This is a genomic window from Bacillus sp. S/N-304-OC-R1 (genome assembly GCF_019749375.1).
Taxonomy (GTDB): Bacteria; Bacillota; Bacilli; order Bacillales; family Cytobacillaceae; genus Cytobacillus.
The window spans coordinates 98,747-118,201 of the sequence record NZ_JACWFE010000005.1 but is presented as its reverse complement, the minus strand read 5'-3'; the positions used below and the strand labels follow the sequence as shown (position 1 = coordinate 118,201).

Here is a 19,455-nt window from a genome sequence, read left to right as displayed (position 1 = left end):
CTGAAAATGTCTTTTGCATTATCATGCCTCCAATCGTTATGGATCTGGTACAGATCACTTTAAAAATGTATTCCCGATAATGCCGTTTCATCACAATAATCGTTATTTGAATGGGAGCTTGTCGAACTCTTTTAATGTTCATGGATTTTTCGTAACACCTTTGTCATATGCGATTGAGCCATGGCAAAGTGTCATATACACATCCTTATTTCCATCTAGAATTACTAAATCTGCATCCTTCCCAACAGCGAGGCTGCCCTTCCGATGGAACACATTGAGCTGTTTTGCAGGGTTCGCTGATCCCATCTCAATAACATCTTCTAATGAACAACCCGTATAAGACATCATATTTTTTATCGCCTGACCGAGCTTTAATATGCTTCCAGCCAGGGTCCCCTCTCTCAATACAGCCTTTCCATCCTTAACCGTTACTTCTTGGCCGCCTAAATCGTACGTTCCATTTTTTAAGCATTTCGCTCTCATTGAATCTGTGATTAAGATAATTCGGTCAGTCCCGATCATTTTATGAGTTAGCTTCACAACCTCAGGTTTAACGTGCACACCATCTGCAATTAACTCGGCTTTTAATTCTCCTCGTAAAAATACCGCACCTACTATACCCGGCTCCCGGTGATGTAAACCGCTCATCTGATTAAAAAGATGAGTGGCATGAGTAGCTCCAGCCTCAATGGCATGAACAGCTTCTTCATATGTTGATTGAGAGTGACCGATGGATGCAATAACTCCCGTTCCTTTTAAATACTTTGTAAGTTTGAGTCCCCCATCGATTTCTGGAGCTAGCGTGACTAACTTAATATACCCTTTTGAAAGCTTCTGCCATTTCTTAAATAACTCAACTTGAGGATCGATAATATATTGAACAGGCTGTGCCCCTGCCATTTTTTTATTAACGAAGGGACCTTCGAGATGGATACCGAGAATTTCAGCTTTATTATGATCGACCTGATTTTCAATAAATTCCCCTGCATTGATTAAGGCATTTTCTATAGCTTCTTTTGATTGTGTCATAGTCGTAGCTAAAAAGCTGGTTGTTCCTTCTCTTGGAAGAACTGCAGCCATTGTTTCAAGTGCTTCCTTAGTGGCATCCATCACGTCAACGCCATTTACTCCATGAATATGTACATCAATTAAGCCGGGAATTGCTGAATAATTCATTGGAAAGGAAAGAACCTTATAGTCCTGGATATCGTCTAGTTCTTTCATATTTCCTAATTCAGCAATTTTGCCTGCCTCTATCTTGATGTAGCCTTTGGTGATGACATCATCCTCTGAATATACTGTAGTATTTAATATGATTAACTTGTCCACTTCATCACCTTCTTGCCGCCACCCAAAAAGCTCTCAAGCGTATTTGTTTAAAGCAATTTCTCTATAACTGCCTTTGCCGTAAGCTCTTGGTTGACAGCTGCTTCATTGTTAGTTCGAATAAAGAATTCAAAATAAAGAAGATCCAATAAATAGCTGTGAAATTTTTACTGTTAAACTGCCTCCTTGGACCTTCTTACATTTAAAGCATTACATTTCATACCAGTAATTTTGTTGATAATTATTTTATCGTATCTCACATTGTAACTTTACTTGTCATTTGCGGATTATCTTTATCATTAGACGTGCTATAAGAGAGTGAATGATTTATATTGTGAGTGAATGAGTGAAAAAATATCTTGATTATTTATTTATTCACTCCCTCTATTTAGTGCTTTTGCAAATGTAATAAAGCAGCGCCTAACATCCCCGCTTTATTGCCTAAAGACGCTTTCGTTATAACTACATCTGAAAAACTTTCCATGATTAATTCTTTTACCTTTAGTGACACCATGTGAACAAGATCTTCTTGTTCCATAACCCCACCGCCAATAATTATAGCCGAGGGATTAAAAATGTGAATAAGGGAGGTTAAACCAAGGGAAACCTCGAAGATCCATTCTTGTATAACCTTTTGAAGTTCAAAATGAATTTTATTTTCTTCCGCAAAGATTACCTTCCCGTTCATAAAGTCTGTATTTATTTCCTTAGCTTTACTAACTAAAGCTGTTGTAGAAGCATAGGTTTCATAGCACCCCAAGCGGCCGCACGGGCATTTCCTTCCATTCGGGTGGGTAATCATATGGCCAAATTCTGCTGCAATTCCCCGATGTCCTTTATACAATTGTGATCCAAGAACAATTGCTCCGCCAATTCCAGTCCCAAAGGTCAGGCAAAGAAAATTTTCATATTTTTTGCCCGCTCCAAAATACTTTTCACCGAGAGCAGCTGCATTTACATCGTTTTCAACCTCAACCGGCACATTAAATTGCTCCTCTAAAATATCCTTTAAGCTTGTACCTGTATAGTTTGGAATATTGTCATTTGCATAATAAATGATATATCCCTCTTCACTATTCACTTGCCCAGCTGTGCTTATACCGATTGCATCAAAGCCATGATAGTCTGCAATAATTGCCTTTATTTTTTCAACTATATTTTTTTGATTGCCGCTGAGCTGAGTAGGGTATTCATTAAAATCCTTTAAATTCCCCCTCTCATCACTGACGCCAGCTTTTATAGAGGTTCCCCCTATATCCAATGCTAATATGTTCATTTCATTCGACCTCAATATGTGTATCATTATATAAGTCTATTTCATTTCCTCTACAAATCTCTTCGTAATCTCCATTGGTCTTGTGATAGCGGTATCAATAACTGCTGCATGAGCACCAAGCTCAAATACCTTCTTAAACTGATCTGGTGTCCAAATACCTCCTTTAGCAATAATCGGAATACTAAATTCTATGACCAATTTTTCTATTAATTCTAATTCAGGAAATGATTTTCCTACTTTAGTGTAAAAAAATTAAAGCTAAGCCATATTAAGTGTAGTAATAATGAAAGGAGCTGATCGAATGGATTTTTTACCGCGCGAGCAAGTAATCAATGGTTTACAGCAGTCGTTTCAATCTTATATGGATAAATATAATGTAGATGATATTGGGATTTTTGAAGAACACGGAGAAGGCGACCGATATTATCTTGGCTATACGGTCAATAAGAACGGCAAAACCTATCATATCCATAGCCCATACATAAAAAATGACCAAGGAGAATTAGCTAAGGAAATGGATGAATGGATTGTTGAACATGATAATCCAAACGCAGATGATCACAGAAGATATAGCAGTTTAGACAGTATCTTTCGAGAAATCTAAGCTTGAAATATACTTTAAAATCGCTCAGTGAAATCTGAGCGATTTTCATTATATTAGCTAATCCACAAGACTCATTTCCAGAATTTCAATCTTATTCTTAATCCATTATCCCTTTTCTTTTTCTTAAGTAAAATGCAATAGCTATTAATATGAAAATAATCGGAATAAATTTCGCCCATGGAAATGGAGGATAGCCACTAAAATACCAGGCATCAGGATAAAGTAAAATAGCACTTACTGTCATCGAAATCCATGAACGCTTTATGAGTCCATACACAAAAACAATGCCAGATGCTATTAGCAAAGGATAGAACAATTGTAAAGATCCTAATAAGAAACCCATCAATTCTTCCATGAGATCCCCCCTGCAATATATTATAAATATTATACATGCTCAATACAGATATATCCATTTTAGAAGGTTTTCAAAAAAACAAATCGCTTCAGAACCAAAAAATATGAGTGTGCATAGGCTAATAATTAATACTATAAATAAATAAGGAGATTTGCTCATGTATAATAATTATTATCCCTATGTACCGATCATGGCTTCCTATCCGCAAAATCAGCATATGTATCCACGTACCCCTGATCATAATCAACAATTCAACATCCCTAATCTACCCCTATTAGGAAAAGAAACGATGGATCAATTAATTAAAAACACTATGAAGGCGATTGTGGATGAAGCGACTGCAGCCGATTTTTATTCTCGTTTATTGAAAGAAGCTCCGAATAATTTGCATAAAGAGTTTGTTCAGCATGCAAGAAATGATGAATTAGAACACTTAGAAGCTTTCAAAAAGCTCTATACGTATTTAACAGGAAAAACACCACAATATCGTATTGTCCCTTCTCAATATCCAAATTACAAAGCAGGACTCCTAATGGCATTAAAAGATGAATTAAAAGCAGCCGAATTCTATCGAAATGTGCAATTGTCCAATACTGATCAATTAGTGAAGGATACCTTTTTATTTGCAATGGTTGATGAGATAGAGCATGGGACTCAATTTGGGGTTTTATATAATTCGTTATAAAATGTCTTTTTTAGACTACCAGAACTAATTAAGCCTTCATCAAGGAGGCTTTTTTCATTGCTAGAACAATGTAATTAGGAATACGATGAATGGTCATACTAGGCATGTATAGAAAACAGGGACAGTTTATTCTTTCCCTGTTTAAAAAAGATGCAGTTAAATGGGGAGGATAAGGTTGTGGAGCATGCTTGGGTTTCGTTATTACCATTTGCTATTGTCATTTCTATGTCTATTTGGTTAAAAGACATTCTGCCGGGACTTGTTGTAGGGATCCTTGTTGGCTCCATTCTGGTCACTTCAAATTTATTAACTGGCACACAACAAGCTGTTACATACATCGTATCCACATTATCGGATAATACAAATATTAAAATAGTCGGCTTTTTATATTTATTTGGCGGTCTTGTCGGGATGATGAATATTGCTGGAGGCATTAAAGGCTTCGCAGAATGGGTTGGAAAAAAAATTAAGACCGAGCGTGGACTCCTTGGACTTATTTGGTTTACTCTTCCCTTTACTTTTATGATGCCTATGTTTCGCATTATGATGATTGGACCAATCGTCAAGTCGCTTATCAATAAAATGAATCTTTCTAGACAAAAGGTTGGAATGACGTTAGATATTTCAACGGAATCGACCATTGTTCTCTTACCTGTTGCTACTGCCTTTGTTGGTTTTATGGTCTCGTTAGTATCGGGCGGAATACGTGGTTTAAATTTAGGCATGTCACCGTATGAAGTATTTTTATTAAGTATCCTGTTTAACTTTTATGCGATTATTATGCTTGGGATTGGCATTATACAAACGTTTTGGCCATCGACTAAAAAAGCGAAGTATGATAATAAACTGAACAAGAATGCAGAAAATGAACATGGAGATCATGATTTTCACCGAATGGGGATAAATAAAGAATTATCTTTAGTGAAGGCTCAGCCATGGCATTTAATATTTCCGGTTTTTATTTTGTTAGCACTATCACTATTTCTATTATGGAAGAATGGAATATCTAAAGGGGCTCAAACTGTTTTTGAGGCGTTTTCAAAGGCAGATGCCACATTCGTTATGCTCCTCGCCGTTTTTATTACCTTGATTTTTACATATATTTTTTACATAGTCCGTAAGCAGAAAATGAGTGAGATTTTGTATCACTTTTATGATGGCGGCAACCAAATGATGCAGGCCATCAGCCTACTCATTTTGATCTGGGCATTAACATCAGCAGCTGAAGACCTTGGCTTTTCAGCATTTGTCGGTTCCACTTTAGGAAGCTTTGTACCTGCCTTTATGACACCTGCAACAATATTTTTGATCGGCTCTGTTGTTGGATTTTTTATTGGATCGTCTTGGGGCACATGGGGATTATTTATGCCATTAGGAATATCATTAGCTGTGGCGACTGGTGCCTCAATTCCGTTAACGGTCGGAGCTGTTTTCGCAAGCGGAGCCTTTGGCGCCATCACTTCTCCGCTTGGCGATACGACCATCACGACTGCTTCGATTCTTGACTTATCCATTGTGGACTATGCCCGCTATAAATTAAAACTTTCTGCCGTCGGTGCAGCCGCTGCATTTATTTTTTATATTGGCTTTTCATTGTTTTTAGGCTAAAAATAAACACTTTGTCCATTCAAGACAAAGTGTTATTTATCTATATGTCCTTAATCTTTTTTTATCCAATTTACCTAATGCCGTATAAGGCATTTCTTTCATGAAGTCGATTTCCTTAGGAATTTGAAATGTTGCAGCTCTTAGAGATAACCACCTATAAAGTTCCTCTTTAGAGAGTTCGGCATTATTAACTGATTGAACAAAAGCCTTTAGCCTTTGTCCGTATTCCTCATCTTCAATTCCGATTACAGCAGCATCTTGAATGAGAGGATGACTAATCAAGATCTGTTCTAATTCCAAGGGATACACGTTTACTCCGGCAGAAACAACCATATCATCTACTCTCCCGCATAGAAAGTAATAGCCGTTCTGATCTCGATACCCTAAGTCACCTGTTGCTTTCCATTCCCGCCCACCCCTTACATACAATTGGCCAACTGTTCCAGCTGTCGCTTCTTTTAAATGTTTATCTAATATTTTTAGTTTTACAATTTTCCTGCCAATTGTCCGATTTGAATAGACCAAGTCAGAAGGCGTGGCGATTACATTTAAACCAGTTTCAGAAGTGCCGTACAGATTGTACAATACATTCCCTAGCTTTTGTAAAACCTCAGCGGCAAGCTTAGGATTAAGCTCTGCACTGCCTGATGCGATACATGTAAGAGTCCGAAGATCGTCAATATTATAGTTGATCATCCGTCTAATCATTAAAGGAACGACTGTTATGACTTCCACTTTGTGTTTTCGAACGAGTGAACATGCTTGCTGAGCATGGAACCTTGTGCTGATTACCACTTTCTTTCCTAATGCTATAAATAAAAAGAGAACCGCTGCACCGTAACCATGAAATAAAGGAGTTGCTATATAAATATTTTCATAGCGTCCTAAATTCAATTTCGTCAGCATACCTATGAAGGGATTTAAATACTGAAAGAAAGATGGTTTATGTGGCGCTTTTTTTGATGTCCCTGTGGTTCCTCCTGTCAGCAATATTAATCTTCCCGTAGACGCTCGTTTAACTTTCATTTTTTCTTTTATATTTATAGAAGTGATGTTATTTATCGCAGGTAAATTATCATGATAACTATAAATTTTCTTATTGTGAAATTCGGACCTATGAATAATTGAATCCAATTCACAATCATAAATAAGAAAATCAAATTGGTATTGTTCATTAAAGTACAAAAACTGTCTTCTGCTCATTTTCGGATTAAGCAGATAAATATCTGCTCCTAGACGTGAAACTGCAAATATTGTTTTTACAAACGACATATGATTTCTGCACAAAACCGCAATTTTTTGGCCGTTTTTGAGCTGGTAATATTCATATAAAATGATAGAAAGCTTTTCTGACTGAATCATAAGCTGTTCAAAACTAATCTCTTCATGATCATCCACTATAGCGATCTTGTTCCCATATGTCTTTGCAGCAATATGCAAGAGCGTCATAACATTTACACCACAGCAGTATAAAGCTGACAAAACCCTGTACAGTCCAGTTGGGGAAAGTAATTTCATTTTGTATAGAACATACATTAGTTTCATTATGTTCAAAACTACTTCCCCCTACTTTGAAATATTTTTGGAATAAGGCGTTCATATATTCCTCTAAACAAAATCGAAGCAACTTCTCCAAATATTAACCACCATGGCTTATAAGTTTTTCGCTTTGTATACATTGTTTTGCAAATAATCTTTGCTACATGATTCGGACACATAGCTGGCATTTTTTCGTAAGCTATAGTTGGCAAAATCATAGGAGTTTTTACTAATGGAAGATATATGGAGGCTGTTGCAATTTCCATCGCATTTAATTCTGGTGCTGCCGATCGAAACCATGTATCGAAAGCGGACTTAGATGCCTGATATCCAGCCCAATTAGGAAATGGCAGAAGCAAAGCATTAATTGTTGAAATATTAATTACTTGTCCTTTGTTTTTTTCAAGTATAGGAATCAGAGACAGCATTAATTGGACGGGGGCAAAATAATTAATTGCCATCGTCCGTGTAAAATCGTGAAACCTGTCTAGAGACTGGCTGATAGGGCGATTGATGGATAAACCTGCATTACTAACAACTATATCAAGACCGTTAGGCAATCGATGAATGAAAGAAAGCAGCCCTTTCATTTCCTCATCACTTCTTAAGTCTGCACAGAAAATACTTACACTGGCCTCCTTCTTTTCAATCTGATCCTTTACGGCAAGAAGCTTATCCACCTTTCTCGCAACTAAAATTAAGTGAACTTGAAAATCAGCAAGCATGTACGCTACCTGCTCGCCAATTCCTGAGCTAGCCCCTGTAATCAATACCGTTTTTCCCTCTATTGCCCTTCTTAATTTCTCTGTGTTCAAACTCGATGATAAAAATAGTAATTTCTCTAACATAGAATATTTGTGCATCAATCATTTTCCTTTTTCTCAATTAATCTGACCACTTCTACCTTCTATTCTATGAGGGTAATATAAAAACCTTTCTTACTTCGATTTTCTATAAAGTGAAAGCCCTTATCAGCTATGACAAGGGCTTTCCACTCAAAACTCATTGGAAATGTTTTTCTTCTACCTTCACTATTGTGTTTCTTTTCATTTTTGCCATCACTCCTAATAATATCGGAATCGCCAGGAATGGAGCTAGAGCCAAAAACCCAAATACTAAAATCGGCTGATTATATCCGAAATGATCAAGTAAAAATCCGCCAAGAGCAGGACCAACCACATTTCCTATCTGTGTAAAGCCCATCGCGCCGAAATAAGTTCCACGCAAATGTGACTTCGCAATATTATCCATAAATAAATCAGTCATGCTGAACATTAATACTTCTCCAACAGTAAAGAGAATCGCTACTAATACTAATGTAAACATTCCTCGTGCCAAACCAAAGCCAATTAGACCTAAGCCTGTTAAAATACTACCGATCATAATGGATGTTAACGGCGAATACTTCTTTCCGATTGTTAATAAAGGATATTGAATGGAAATGACAGTGAAAGCATTTAAAGCTAGTAAAATAGAAAATGTTTTCGCTCCATTTTCTATTAAGGATGTGTTTGATAGATATTGCGGCAAGGTCGATGAAAGTTGAGAATATCCGGTAATGGCCAGGATAAAGCCAATTAAAGACCATAATAAAACGGTATCTGACTTCGTAATTTTTATCGCATCTATTAATTTGACGTGATTACTTTCATCCTTATTAACCGTAGCCTCTGTTTTTATCATCGTCTTTTGATAGGTTAACAGCAGCGAAAGTCCATATAATGCGTACACTCCGGCCGCGATAAAAAAGGCAAAGGTCGATTTAGAAGACCCTAAGTAAAATCCAAGCAGCGGTCCAAATATGACACCAACATTAATAGCGGTGTAGCGCAAATTGAAAATAATTAACCGATTCTTTGGTTGTGTCAAATCCGCAAGCAATGCTCTTGAGGCTGGTTCAAAAACCGAACGGCAAAAGCCATTTAGTGCATTCATCATAAAGAAACCCCAAACCGCTTCTACCATGCCAAAACCAACAAAGACAAATGACCAAAGAAAAATGGAAATTAATAAAACGCTTTTCCTACCAAAACGATCTGAAAAATAACCGCCAAAAAAGCTTGTTGCAATCCCAACAAACGAGCTCACGGCAATAATCAATCCTGTTTCAGTAGCAGAAACTCCTTTAACATTCGTTAAATATATCGCCAAGAACGGAATACTCATGGAGGTTGCCATTCTTCCAAAAACCGTTCCGATGATAATATTCCATATTAACGGGTGAAGGTGCTTTAGTTCTCTCATACTTTTCCTCTATTCTGTTTTCAGTAATTACTAATGCTAGACAGTGAATTTATTTTAGCTGGAAAAACATATTATGGCAATAAAATAGATTATCAAAAATTTCCTATCCATCCAATCCTAATGAAAATAAATATTTTGATAAGTCTATAAAAAAGGAATAAAAAGTATTCTAAATTTTGATAGAATAATAACATACTTGCATAAATCAAAGGTGCAATGTGGGATCAAGGAACGAGCGATTCGTTTATTCCAGTTTATCTGAATTTTAGAAATAAAGGACGGATGGTCATGTTCAATTTAGCACCGTTAATGCTAGAAAAGGTTGGAATCATTGTTATCCTTGCTTTTCTACTCTCTCAAATGAAGTCGTTTCGGCAAATCGTTCAAAAGGATCACAGCAGAAATGAGAAGCTGATGATTATTCTTCTATTCGGCTCATTTGGCATAATCAGTAATTACACTGGGATTGAGATTAATCATTCCTTGATTAACAAAGCGCATTGGCTTGCCGCCATAGATCCCGAAAGTGCTCTAGCTAATACGAGAGTTATGGGAATTGTAATTGGTGGTTTGCTTGGAGGGCCGTTTGTTGGTGTAGGAGCTGGACTAATCGCCGGAATTCATCGCTATTCACTAGGTGGATTCACAGCCTTTTCCTGTTCGTTTTCTACGATTATTGCTGGAATTATAGCCGGCTATTTTGGCAGAAGAAGAAAACAGATGGGAAAGAAAATTACAGCCGGATATGCTGTCATAATGGGAATGACATTGGAATTCTTGCAAATGGTGATTATTCTTTTAACAGCTAAACCGTTTGAGAATGCATGGGGGCTCGTACAAGTGATTGGCTTGCCGATGATTTTTGTAAATGGTTTGGGCACTTTGCTCTTCATGTTCATTATTGAATCGATTATGCGTGATGAAGTCCGTGCACGAGCAAATCAAACAAATCTTGCCTTTCAAATTGCTGATCAAACACTTCCATTCTTCCGGCAAGGCTTGAACACAATTTCTTGTAAAGAGATTTCTAAAATTATGCTTAACCTAACAGACGCTGATGCGGTCGCCATTACAGATGACAATCATGTTCTTGCTCATGTAGGAACTGCTTCGGATCACCATATACCTAAGGAAAAGCTTGCTACAGGTTTAACAAAAAAGGTGCTTGAAAACGGGAAAATTGCGGTTGTAAAAAGGAAGGAGGATATATTTTGCTTCCATGAACATTGTCCTTTAGAAGCAGCAATCGTCCTCCCCTTAAAAGTGAAAAATAAAATCGTTGGAACATTAAAAATGTACTTTAATCAACCAGAAAAGCTAGATAAAATTCAGGAGCAATTAGCAGAAGGACTCGCTAATTTATTCTCCACACAACTAGAGCTTGCAGAGGCAGAGCACCAAACCAAACTGTTAAAGGATGCGGAAATTAAAGCCTTACAGGCACAAATCCATCCGCACTTCTTATTTAATAGTATAAATACCATTTCAGCTTTATGCCGTACGGATGTAAATAGAGCACGTAAATTATTATTAGATTTAGGCTCTTTCTTTCGAGGCAACCTCCAAGGGGCAAGGCAAATGCTCATACCATTGGAGAAGGAACTAGAAAATGTGAAAGCTTATGTTTCTTTGGAACTAACACGCTTTCCTAATAAATACTGCATTGAGTATCAAATCGAGCCTGGTCTTGAAAAAGTATTCATTCCCCCGTTTACCTTACAGCCTTTAGTTGAAAATGCAATTCATTACGGATTCCCTCGATGTAAGTCCGAAGGGAAAATTGCGATTAGAATTTTTACCGACAATAATCAGCTTCTAATTATTGTCGCTGATAATGGTCAGGGAATTCCCGAAGATCGGATAAAGTTGCTTGGGAAGCAAATTGTGAATTCGGAAAAAGGAAATGGCACAGCACTATTTAATATTTATGAACGCCTAAATGGGATTTATAACGGTTTAGCAAGCTTAAAAATAATAAGTCAAGTGGATAGTGGATCAACCATCACTATTTCCATACCGCTCGACAGTAAAGGAGTTTTTGAACGCGATGTTGAGAGCTTATATAGTGGATGATGAACCATTAGCAAGGGATGAATTGAAATTTCTCCTCAATCGGAGCAAGGAGGTAGAAATTGCTGGTGAAAGTGATTGTTTTGAGGAGGCGGTTGCAGACATTTCTATTCTTAAGCCTGATCTTGTCTTTCTTGATATTGAACTATCCGAACAAAACGGATTAAATTTGGCAAAGCAATTAGAGGCACTCAATTTAACGCCAGCTATCGTCTTTGCAACTGCTTATGATGAGTATGCACTTCAGGCTTTTGAGCTGAATGCAATTGATTATATATTAAAGCCTTACGATGAAAACCGTCTTAAGAAAACATTGGAAAAAGTAAAAAAACTGCAGACGAACGGAAACCAATCTGTACCTCCCGCACCCTTAATGAAAAGTGATCGAAGTGATAAAATTCCTGTTAATATCGACGAAAGAATTATTTTACTAAATTACTCTGAAATCCTTTATCTAGAATCAAGTGAAGGAAAATGTACGATAAAAACAAAAGGGCAAGAATATAAATTAAGTGAAACTCTTGTTGCATTAGAGAAAAAACTAAATAAAAGACAATTTCTCAGGGTACATCGCAGTTACATTGTAAACATAGATCAAATTGGCGAAATCGAACCATGGTTTAACTCTACTTATAACTTAATCATGAAAGACAAATCCAAAGTTCCTGTCAGCAGAACATATGTAAAGGAATTAAAACAGTTAATCGGTTTCTAAATCTTTATATTTATAGAATATTGTAATTCATCTGTTTATTCATGCAATTTAACCCCCTATTTATGTATTTTATTTTGAAAATCAAAAAAAAAACTTTACGTTTTGTATGATTAGAATCAAAAGGGGGAATTAAAAAATGAATGCGGTTACAATCGTTATTGGCTCCATTTGTATACTGTTAATTGTTTACCGTCTTTACGGGACATTTATGGCTGCGAAGGTTTTAAAGCTTAATGATGCTAAGCCGACACCTGCACACAAATTAGAGGATGGTCAAAACTATGTACCCACGAACAAATGGGTTTCTTTTGGTCACCATTTTGCGGCAATTGCTGCGGCGGGACCATTAGTCGGGCCTATTCTGGCAGCACAGTTCGGCTACTTACCAGGTCTATTGTGGCTTCTAATTGGTGCAGTTATTGGTGGCGCAGTCCATGATATGGTTGTTCTCTTCGCTTCTATGCGCAGAGATGGTAAATCATTATCAGAAATTGCAAAGGAAGAACTTGGTCCTGTGGCAGGCTTTTGTACAGGATTAGCGATGCTATTCATTATTACGATTACGATGGCAGGCTTATCTTTAGTTGTCCTAAGCGCCTTAGAAAGAAATCCTTGGGGAACATTTGCAGTCGGAATTACTATACCAATTGCTATGGGAGTAGGATTGTATCATAAGAAAACAGGAAATTTAAAAGTTGCGACCATTGTTGGATTTTCTTTAATCGTTTTAGCAATCATATTTGGTCAAGATATTAAGGGTACAGCTTTAGGGGAATTCTTAACACTGGAAAAGAGCACACTTGCTCTTGCACTTCCGATTTACGCTTTCTTTGCTGCGGCTCTTCCAGTATGGCTATTGCTGGCACCGCGTGATTATTTAAGTACATTTATGAAAATTGGGGTATTTATTGCTCTAATCATTGGGGTATTCTACGTAAATCCAGAAGTTCAGTTCCCTGCATTTACAGAATTTATTAATGGCGGCGGACCGATTATTGCTGGACCAGTATGGCCATTCGTTTCAATTACAATTGCTTGTGGAGCGATTTCCGGATTCCACGCATTTGTTGGTTCAGGTACGACTCCGAAGATGATTAATCGCTGGACAGATATTAAAGGTGTTGCATTTGGAGCTATGCTTGTTGAGTGTTTAGTTGCGATTATGGCATTAATTGCAGCTGTATCATTGCAGCCGGGCGATTATTTTGCCATCAATTCAACACCAGAGAAGTACGCAACACTTGGAATGGAACCAGTTCATTTGCAAAAGCTTAGTGAAGAAATTGGCATGGATTTAGAAGGAAGAACAGGTGGAGCTGTGACTCTGGCTGTTGGAATGACAGACATCTTTACAGGAATTCCTTTCTTTGAAAAGATGGCATCATTTTTCTACCAATTTGTTATTCTCTTTGAAGCTGTCTTTATCTTAACAGCGATTGACGCCGGAACACGTGTTGCCCGATATCTAATCCAGGATTTCGTCGGTGACTTTGTAAAACCGTTAAAACGCACAGATTCATTGTCTGCTAATATTATCTCAAGTGCATTAGCATGCTTATTCTGGGGCTACCTGCTATATTCTGGTGATATTAGCTCTGTCTGGGCATTATTCGGGGTTTCCAATCAGTTAATGGCTTCTATTGGATTAATTATTGGAGCAACAGTTGTTCTCAAAATTGCTGAAAAGCGCTGGTATATGCTAACTTGCTTAGTACCGCTTGCATATCTATATGTAACGGTTAACGTGGCAGGATACTGGATGATAAAAAATGTCTATTTAAATTCTGGCAGTCCAGGCTTCAATGTATTAAATGGCGTTCTTTCCATCATCATGCTTGTCCTAGGATTCGTGATATTAATTACTTCTATTAACAAGTGGATACAGCTTTCTAAAATACCACAAGCCTTACTGGTGGAACAATCACAAAAAGAAATTGCTTAAGTAAATACAGGGGCGTCTCAATCAGCTGGATAATTCGCTATGAGACACCCCCTTTTTTTAATTAATAAAGCTTAACAGACATTGTTTTTAATAGACTAAATCCAGATAGTTTTAACACTAGCTTTTCTTTAAATTTAATATCCCTCTGAACATAAATAGTTAAATTATCAACAGAAACTTCATGAAAGTAATTCAATGTCTTCGGTTTTCCCGGAACGGCTACGATCTCCTGAACTCCGGGTGCACAGCATCCTTTCACATCAAGAGTCTTAACAGTTAGTTGATTCCCTTTTGATTCAATCCACTTTTTTGATTCCTCATCTACTTCAATGATCATACCCCATGCCTCCCGCTGCCTCTTTATATCTATTATAATACTGACTAATCATTTGCAAAATCATTTCCATGATCAAAAAACTGTCTTTATATGAAGGTTTGTTTCTATACATAAAATGAGCCTTATGCTTAAATTAGAATATATAGAATTTTCAAGGAGGAAGCACATATGCCAATTGATCTTAGAAGTGATACTGTAACAACTCCTACAGAAAAAATGAGAGATGCTATTCGTAATGCTGAGGTTGGAGATGATGTGTATAGAGATGATCCAACTATTAACCATTTAGAGAAAATAGCTGCAGAATTACTGGGAAAAGAGGCTGCTCTTTTTGTCACTAGCGGAACTCAAGGTAATCAGGTAGCTGTACTAACTCATACACAGCGCGGAGACGAAATTATTTTAGAAGAGCATGCCCATATCTATTACTATGAAACAGGCGGACTATCAACAATTGCTGGTGTACAGGCGAAAACAATTAGAGGAACAAATGGCAGAATGCCTATTTCTGATATTGAAAGTGCCATTCGTGGAAATGATATTCATTTTCCAAGGACAAGCCTCATTTGTTTGGAAAATACACATGCGTACTCAGGTGGACGTGTTTTGCCTCTAAGCTATATGGAGGAGGTCTATTCCCTTTCAAGAAAGCATGGAATTCCCATTCATCTTGACGGTGCGAGATTATTTAATGCTGCGATTAGTTTAAACGTGGAACCTAAGGAAATTGCTAAATATGCAGATTCGGTACAGTTTTGTTTATCAAAAGGCTTAAGTGCGCCAATGGGTTCGATATTAGCAGGCTCTAAAGAGTTTATTGAAAAAGCACGGAAATGGAGAAAAATGCTAGGCGGCGGACTGCGCCAGTCTGGTATGATTGGTGCTGCGGGAATTGTAGCGTTAGAGGAAATGATTAATCGTCTGGAAGAGGATCATGCAAATGCAAAATCCCTTGCAAAGGGCTTATCACAAATTAAAGGAATCGACATTGATGCAGACAGCGTCGAGAGCAATATTGTCATGATGTCATTTGAACAAATTGGACTCGATTCTGAAGAGTTTATAAAACAACTAAAACAGGTTGATATACTAGCAACATCATCTGGTCCACACCGAATTCGATTTGTCACACATAGAGAAATAACTGCAGACGATATTCAAAAAGCTGTTCTAGCTGTTAAATCAATTGTTAATTCTATCATAAAAGAATAGCAATAAGGCCTGTCCCGATACTAGGGAACAGGCCTGTTTAATAATCGTTTTCAATCGATTTCTAGCTATTATTGTCATTCAATACTAGAAGTTCCTTTAACTCTTCAGCCGACTGATAGAGCCGTGTACCCGCTTCTTCCATCATAGCATCAAACAATTCCTTCACACTTGGCAAATCTTCAATGAGACCCGCAATCTGGCCGCTGTTGATAAAGCCTTTTTCCATATCGCCCTCAATTGCACCTTTGATATGCTTCTCTTCTGATGTCCAATCCGCATATTCCTCTAATGTCATTCCCGCTTTTTCACGATTATGAAGTGTTTCCGCGTATGGTGTTTTTAATATTCTTCGTACACGGCCAACACTTCGGCCAAAAATCATTGTATCCGTGTCGCTTGCATTCACGAGGTTCTGTTTATATATATCATGAAACGGAGCTTCCTTTGTCGCAATGAGCCTTGTCCCCATCTGCACGCCGCTGGCTCCAAGCATAAGTGCCGCAGCAAGCCCTTTTCCATCGCCAATTCCTCCGGCCGCTAACACAGGTGCATTTACGTGCTTTACAATTTGCGGGATAAGGGTAAAGGTAGTCAGTTCTAAACTAGAGTTGATTCCAGCAGCTTCAAACCCTTCAGCTACTAAAATATCTGCACCAGCCGCTTCTGCTTTTTGTGCATGTTTAACAGACGCAACGAGAGCCAGGACCTTCACTCCATGCTCATGAAGCACCGGAATATAAGGTGCCGGATTTCCTGCAGAAAGAGATATGACACTGATTTTGTGCCGAATGACGAGCTCAATTAGTTCCTTCGGATAAGGTGATACACTAATCGCAATATTGACAGCAAACGGTTTAGCTGTGCGTTGCTTCGTTTCTGTAATAATATTTTCTACTTCATCAGGTGTCATCGTGCCGCAGCCAATTGTGCCAAGGCCCCCTGCTTCAGACACAGCAGCTGTCAGCTGGGCATTGCTAATATTGCCCATTCCCCCTTGGATAATAGGGTATTTGATACCAAGCAATCCACAAACATATTTCATACATTCTCCTCCCCATAAAAATAATGTTATACTATATTAAAAAGAAAAACAATTCCGTTAATTTCAATGGAGGGAATACAATGATTGTTCCATACAAAGGAAAAAAACCTGAAGTTCATCCGTCTGTTTTTATTGCACCAAGTGCCGATTTAATAGGAGATATCCGTATTGAGGAAGAATCCACCATTTGGTTCAATGCTGTGCTGCGTGCAGACGAAGGGCCAATTACAATCGGAAAGCGCTGCAGCATCCAAGACAACTCTACCATTCATTTGTATGAAGGCGCTCCCGTTGTCATTGAAGATGAAGTGACAATTGGCCATAACGTAATTTTGCATGGCTGTAAAATTGGAAAACGGTCCATTATCGGCATGGGCTCAACTATTCTCGATCACGCTGACATCGGAGAAGAATGTATTATAGGTGCCAATACACTCATTCCAAGCGGCAAAAAAATCCCGCCACGTTCACTTATCGTTGGCTCCCCAGGCAAAGTAGTGCGTGAATTGAATGATAAAGACCTCGAACTCATTCAGCTATCTATCGACACATACGTACAAAAGGGCTATGAATTCCGGGAAATATTTTCTGAAGAGAATAAAAACTAGGAAAAAGAAAGGCTGCCTTTGAGAGCAGCTTTTTTCAATCAATTATATGGCCTTAATCAATATTCTTTCCATGCAGTGACATTAAATAACTAAATATCTTCAGTCCCTAATTCACAATATACGGATGATCATCGGCATCATAGGATTTATCCTTCCGGCCCATATCATTATCTTCGCTAAAAACGTCTTCAAAAAATTGGCTAGCCGGTGTTGCAAGGAGCTTGTAATATTGAGCAAATAGAAGAACTGCATGGTCTCCATTCCACATGTCTGGCAGAAGTTCTTTCGGTAGCCCAGGATCTGTAAAGAGAAATTTACGGTATTCATGAACTAGATTAGTCCGTTCGACAAAGCATTCAGCATCTGTCATTTGTCCGCTCGCCATTGCGCTTTGATGAATGATATATCTTTTGCTGTATACCGAAATAAACTCATCGTATTTCGCTTCAATCTCGGTCATTGGCCAGCTTTTTTCAACAAGCGCATGATTTTCCTGAGGGCCTTTATATTCGGATATGAAGAAATCAACATATTCACCAATGTCATATTTCTCGATGAGCATTTTTACTTCTTTTTCAAGATTGTTAGGTGAAATCCAGCATCCATTTGAAAAGCTGCCAAAACCGCTCCACAAAAGCTCTTTACGCAATTCATCGCGGATATTCCTTTTCTCTTCAGGAATGGTATACATAAGCATCCGCCATTTTCCATCCCACTCATGTGCCTTAAGCTTGAAAATTCTACGGGCTGCTTCTTCCATTCGAAGCTCTCCGCGAGGGGTGAGGAAATAATAACTCTTATTTCCCTCCCTTTCTGACTGAATCCACCCCTGCTTTACCATTCGTGAAACCGCAACGCGGACAGATTGCTCGTTATGGCCAAATTGTTCTAACAAGCGAATTAAACTGCCAATCCAAATTTTATTCCCATAATGACGAATGTAATCGCCGTAAATCGTAAAAATCATTGATTGTGTGTTCGCCATCTCTCCCACTCTTTTCCCTTCTGTCAATCATTTACGATCTTTTTTCTTCATTATAACGTGACACTGGGAAAAGTAAACTCATTTCCCAGTGAATTGAGGGGCTCTTTTTTCACTGAATGCTTGCAGCGCTTCTAGTCGATCCTCCGTTGGGATTGTAAATTCGTAGGCTTTTGATTCAATAGCTAGTCCCGTCTGAAGATCTGTATTCATTCCTTGTGTAATCGCGTATTTAGCTTGCTTGATTGCGACAGGACCATTTTTCATAATCTCAGATGCCAGCCCTTCACAAGCGGCTAACAGCTCTTCTTTCTTAACAACCTTCAGAACAACCCCGAGATCAAGTCCTTCTTCAGCAGTGAACCGTTTGGCGGTAAAAATTAATTCCTTCGCTTTCATCTCACCAACAAGACGGGGAAGGCGCTGTGTACCGCCGGCTCCAGGAATAATCGCCCAGCTTGTTTCAGTTAGCCCCATCATTACACCCTCTGCTGCAATCGGAAAATCACACGCGATCATTAGCTCAAAACCGCCTCCAAGGGCATAGCCATTTACAGCAGCAATGGTTGGCTGAGGCAAAGCTGCAATACTATTAAATACATCACGGATTGCTTTTACATTGCGGCGTACTTCCGTTTCTGTCAACGTCTTACGCTCCTTTAAATCAGCACCGGCACTGAAAGCTTTATCACCCGCTCCAGTAAAAATCACGACTTTTACTTCCGGATCAATAGAAATATTGTCTGTTACTTCCTGTAATAGTTTCAAGGTTTCATAGTTAAAACAATTCAAAGCCTCTTCACGATTGATTGTTATATAGGCAATATTGTTTTTCTTCGTATATAAAACTGTAGTCATATTATTCATCCTTTCTATAGCAACAGGCTGTCCATTGCCCTCCGCTTATTAG

General features: G+C 38.1%; 18 protein-coding genes and 1 pseudogene. 8 read left to right on the top strand and 11 right to left on the bottom strand.

The window, feature by feature from the left end; translation table 11 throughout:
* Positions 1-138: 138 nt before the first annotated feature.
* The 3 genes and pseudogenes from nagA to H0173_RS07815 form a co-directional block, all read right to left on the bottom strand.
* On the bottom strand, positions 139-1,329 hold the full coding sequence (gene nagA, locus H0173_RS07825) for an N-acetylglucosamine-6-phosphate deacetylase (RefSeq protein WP_221845799.1): 1,191 nt from the start codon (positions 1,327-1,329) through the stop codon (positions 139-141).
* A gap of 385 nt (positions 1,330-1,714) precedes the next feature.
* Entirely contained in the window at positions 1,715-2,602 is an 888-nt protein-coding gene (locus H0173_RS07820; RefSeq protein WP_221845798.1) for an ROK family protein, read from the bottom strand.
* A gap of 36 nt (positions 2,603-2,638) precedes the next feature.
* Positions 2,639-2,848, bottom strand: a pseudogene (locus H0173_RS07815) (nitronate monooxygenase); the annotation flags it as partial.
* Between the two features lie 55 nt (positions 2,849-2,903).
* Between H0173_RS07815 and H0173_RS07810 the strand changes: the two are divergent.
* Complete coding sequence (locus H0173_RS07810) at positions 2,904-3,206, top strand: DUF5634 family protein (protein ID WP_221845797.1); 303 nt, start codon at positions 2,904-2,906, stop codon at positions 3,204-3,206.
* Between the two features lie 97 nt (positions 3,207-3,303).
* On the opposite strand, the gene H0173_RS07805 is transcribed toward H0173_RS07810, so the two are convergent.
* On the bottom strand, positions 3,304-3,561 hold the full coding sequence (locus H0173_RS07805; RefSeq protein WP_221845796.1) for a hypothetical protein: 258 nt from the start codon (positions 3,559-3,561) through the stop codon (positions 3,304-3,306).
* A gap of 157 nt (positions 3,562-3,718) precedes the next feature.
* Between H0173_RS07805 and H0173_RS07800 the strand changes: the two genes are divergently transcribed.
* Both H0173_RS07800 and H0173_RS07795 read left to right on the top strand, forming a co-directional pair.
* Positions 3,719-4,246 (top strand): ferritin-like domain-containing protein, encoded by a 528-nt coding sequence (locus tag H0173_RS07800; protein ID WP_221845795.1) that lies wholly within the window; start codon positions 3,719-3,721, stop codon positions 4,244-4,246.
* A 177-nt stretch (positions 4,247-4,423) separates the two neighbouring features.
* On the top strand, positions 4,424-5,854 hold the full coding sequence (locus H0173_RS07795) for a Na+/H+ antiporter NhaC family protein (protein ID WP_221845794.1): 1,431 nt from the start codon (positions 4,424-4,426) through the stop codon (positions 5,852-5,854).
* 36 nt (positions 5,855-5,890) lie between these two features.
* Here the strand turns inward: H0173_RS07795 and H0173_RS07790 are convergent, their stop codons facing one another.
* The 3 genes from H0173_RS07790 to H0173_RS07780 all read right to left on the bottom strand — a co-directional run bounded on the left by H0173_RS07790 (position 5,891) and on the right by H0173_RS07780 (position 9,637).
* Positions 5,891-7,399, bottom strand: coding sequence for an AMP-binding protein (locus H0173_RS07790; RefSeq protein WP_260631095.1), 1,509 nt, complete (start codon positions 7,397-7,399; stop codon positions 5,891-5,893).
* Between the two features lie 11 nt (positions 7,400-7,410).
* Positions 7,411-8,256, bottom strand: a complete 846-nt coding sequence (locus H0173_RS07785; RefSeq protein ID WP_221845792.1) for an SDR family NAD(P)-dependent oxidoreductase — start codon at positions 8,254-8,256, stop codon at positions 7,411-7,413.
* 139 nt (positions 8,257-8,395) lie between these two features.
* Entirely contained in the window at positions 8,396-9,637 is a 1,242-nt protein-coding gene (locus H0173_RS07780; protein WP_221845791.1) for an MDR family MFS transporter, read from the bottom strand.
* Between the two features lie 288 nt (positions 9,638-9,925).
* On the opposite strand from H0173_RS07780, the gene H0173_RS07775 reads away from it, so the two are divergent.
* The 3 genes from H0173_RS07775 to H0173_RS07765 all read left to right on the top strand — a co-directional run bounded on the left by H0173_RS07775 (position 9,926) and on the right by H0173_RS07765 (position 14,364).
* Positions 9,926-11,710, top strand: coding sequence for a sensor histidine kinase (locus H0173_RS07775; protein ID WP_221845790.1), 1,785 nt, complete (start codon positions 9,926-9,928; stop codon positions 11,708-11,710).
* Complete coding sequence (locus tag H0173_RS07770; protein WP_221845789.1) at positions 11,685-12,422, top strand: LytR/AlgR family response regulator transcription factor; 738 nt, start codon at positions 11,685-11,687, stop codon at positions 12,420-12,422. Before H0173_RS07775 ends, H0173_RS07770 begins: the two co-directional genes overlap by 26 nt.
* Positions 12,423-12,558: 136 nt before the next feature.
* Positions 12,559-14,364, top strand: coding sequence for a carbon starvation CstA family protein (locus tag H0173_RS07765; RefSeq protein WP_221845788.1), 1,806 nt, complete (start codon positions 12,559-12,561; stop codon positions 14,362-14,364).
* A 61-nt stretch (positions 14,365-14,425) separates the two neighbouring features.
* On the opposite strand, the gene H0173_RS07760 is transcribed toward H0173_RS07765, so the two are convergent.
* Positions 14,426-14,701, bottom strand: a complete 276-nt coding sequence (locus tag H0173_RS07760) for a CC/Se motif family (seleno)protein (RefSeq protein WP_221845787.1) — start codon at positions 14,699-14,701, stop codon at positions 14,426-14,428.
* A 168-nt stretch (positions 14,702-14,869) separates the two neighbouring features.
* Here H0173_RS07760 and ltaE point away from each other — a divergent pair, with 168 nt between their 5' ends.
* Complete coding sequence (ltaE, locus tag H0173_RS07755) at positions 14,870-15,913, top strand: low-specificity L-threonine aldolase (RefSeq protein ID WP_221845786.1); 1,044 nt, start codon at positions 14,870-14,872, stop codon at positions 15,911-15,913.
* 61 nt (positions 15,914-15,974) lie between these two features.
* Here ltaE and H0173_RS07750 read toward each other — a convergent pair whose 3' ends face one another.
* Positions 15,975-16,955, bottom strand: a complete 981-nt coding sequence (locus H0173_RS07750; RefSeq protein WP_221845785.1) for an NAD(P)H-dependent flavin oxidoreductase — start codon at positions 16,953-16,955, stop codon at positions 15,975-15,977.
* A gap of 80 nt (positions 16,956-17,035) precedes the next feature.
* Between H0173_RS07750 and H0173_RS07745 the strand changes: the two genes are divergently transcribed.
* Complete coding sequence (locus H0173_RS07745) at positions 17,036-17,563, top strand: gamma carbonic anhydrase family protein (RefSeq protein ID WP_221845784.1); 528 nt, start codon at positions 17,036-17,038, stop codon at positions 17,561-17,563.
* A 106-nt stretch (positions 17,564-17,669) separates the two neighbouring features.
* Here H0173_RS07745 and paaX read toward each other — a convergent pair whose 3' ends face one another.
* Entirely contained in the window at positions 17,670-18,548 is an 879-nt protein-coding gene (gene paaX, locus H0173_RS07740) for a phenylacetic acid degradation operon negative regulatory protein PaaX (RefSeq protein WP_221845858.1), read from the bottom strand.
* Between the two features lie 78 nt (positions 18,549-18,626).
* Positions 18,627-19,403, bottom strand: a complete 777-nt coding sequence (locus tag H0173_RS07735; RefSeq protein WP_221845783.1) for an enoyl-CoA hydratase-related protein — start codon at positions 19,401-19,403, stop codon at positions 18,627-18,629.
* Positions 19,404-19,455 lie beyond the last annotated feature (52 nt).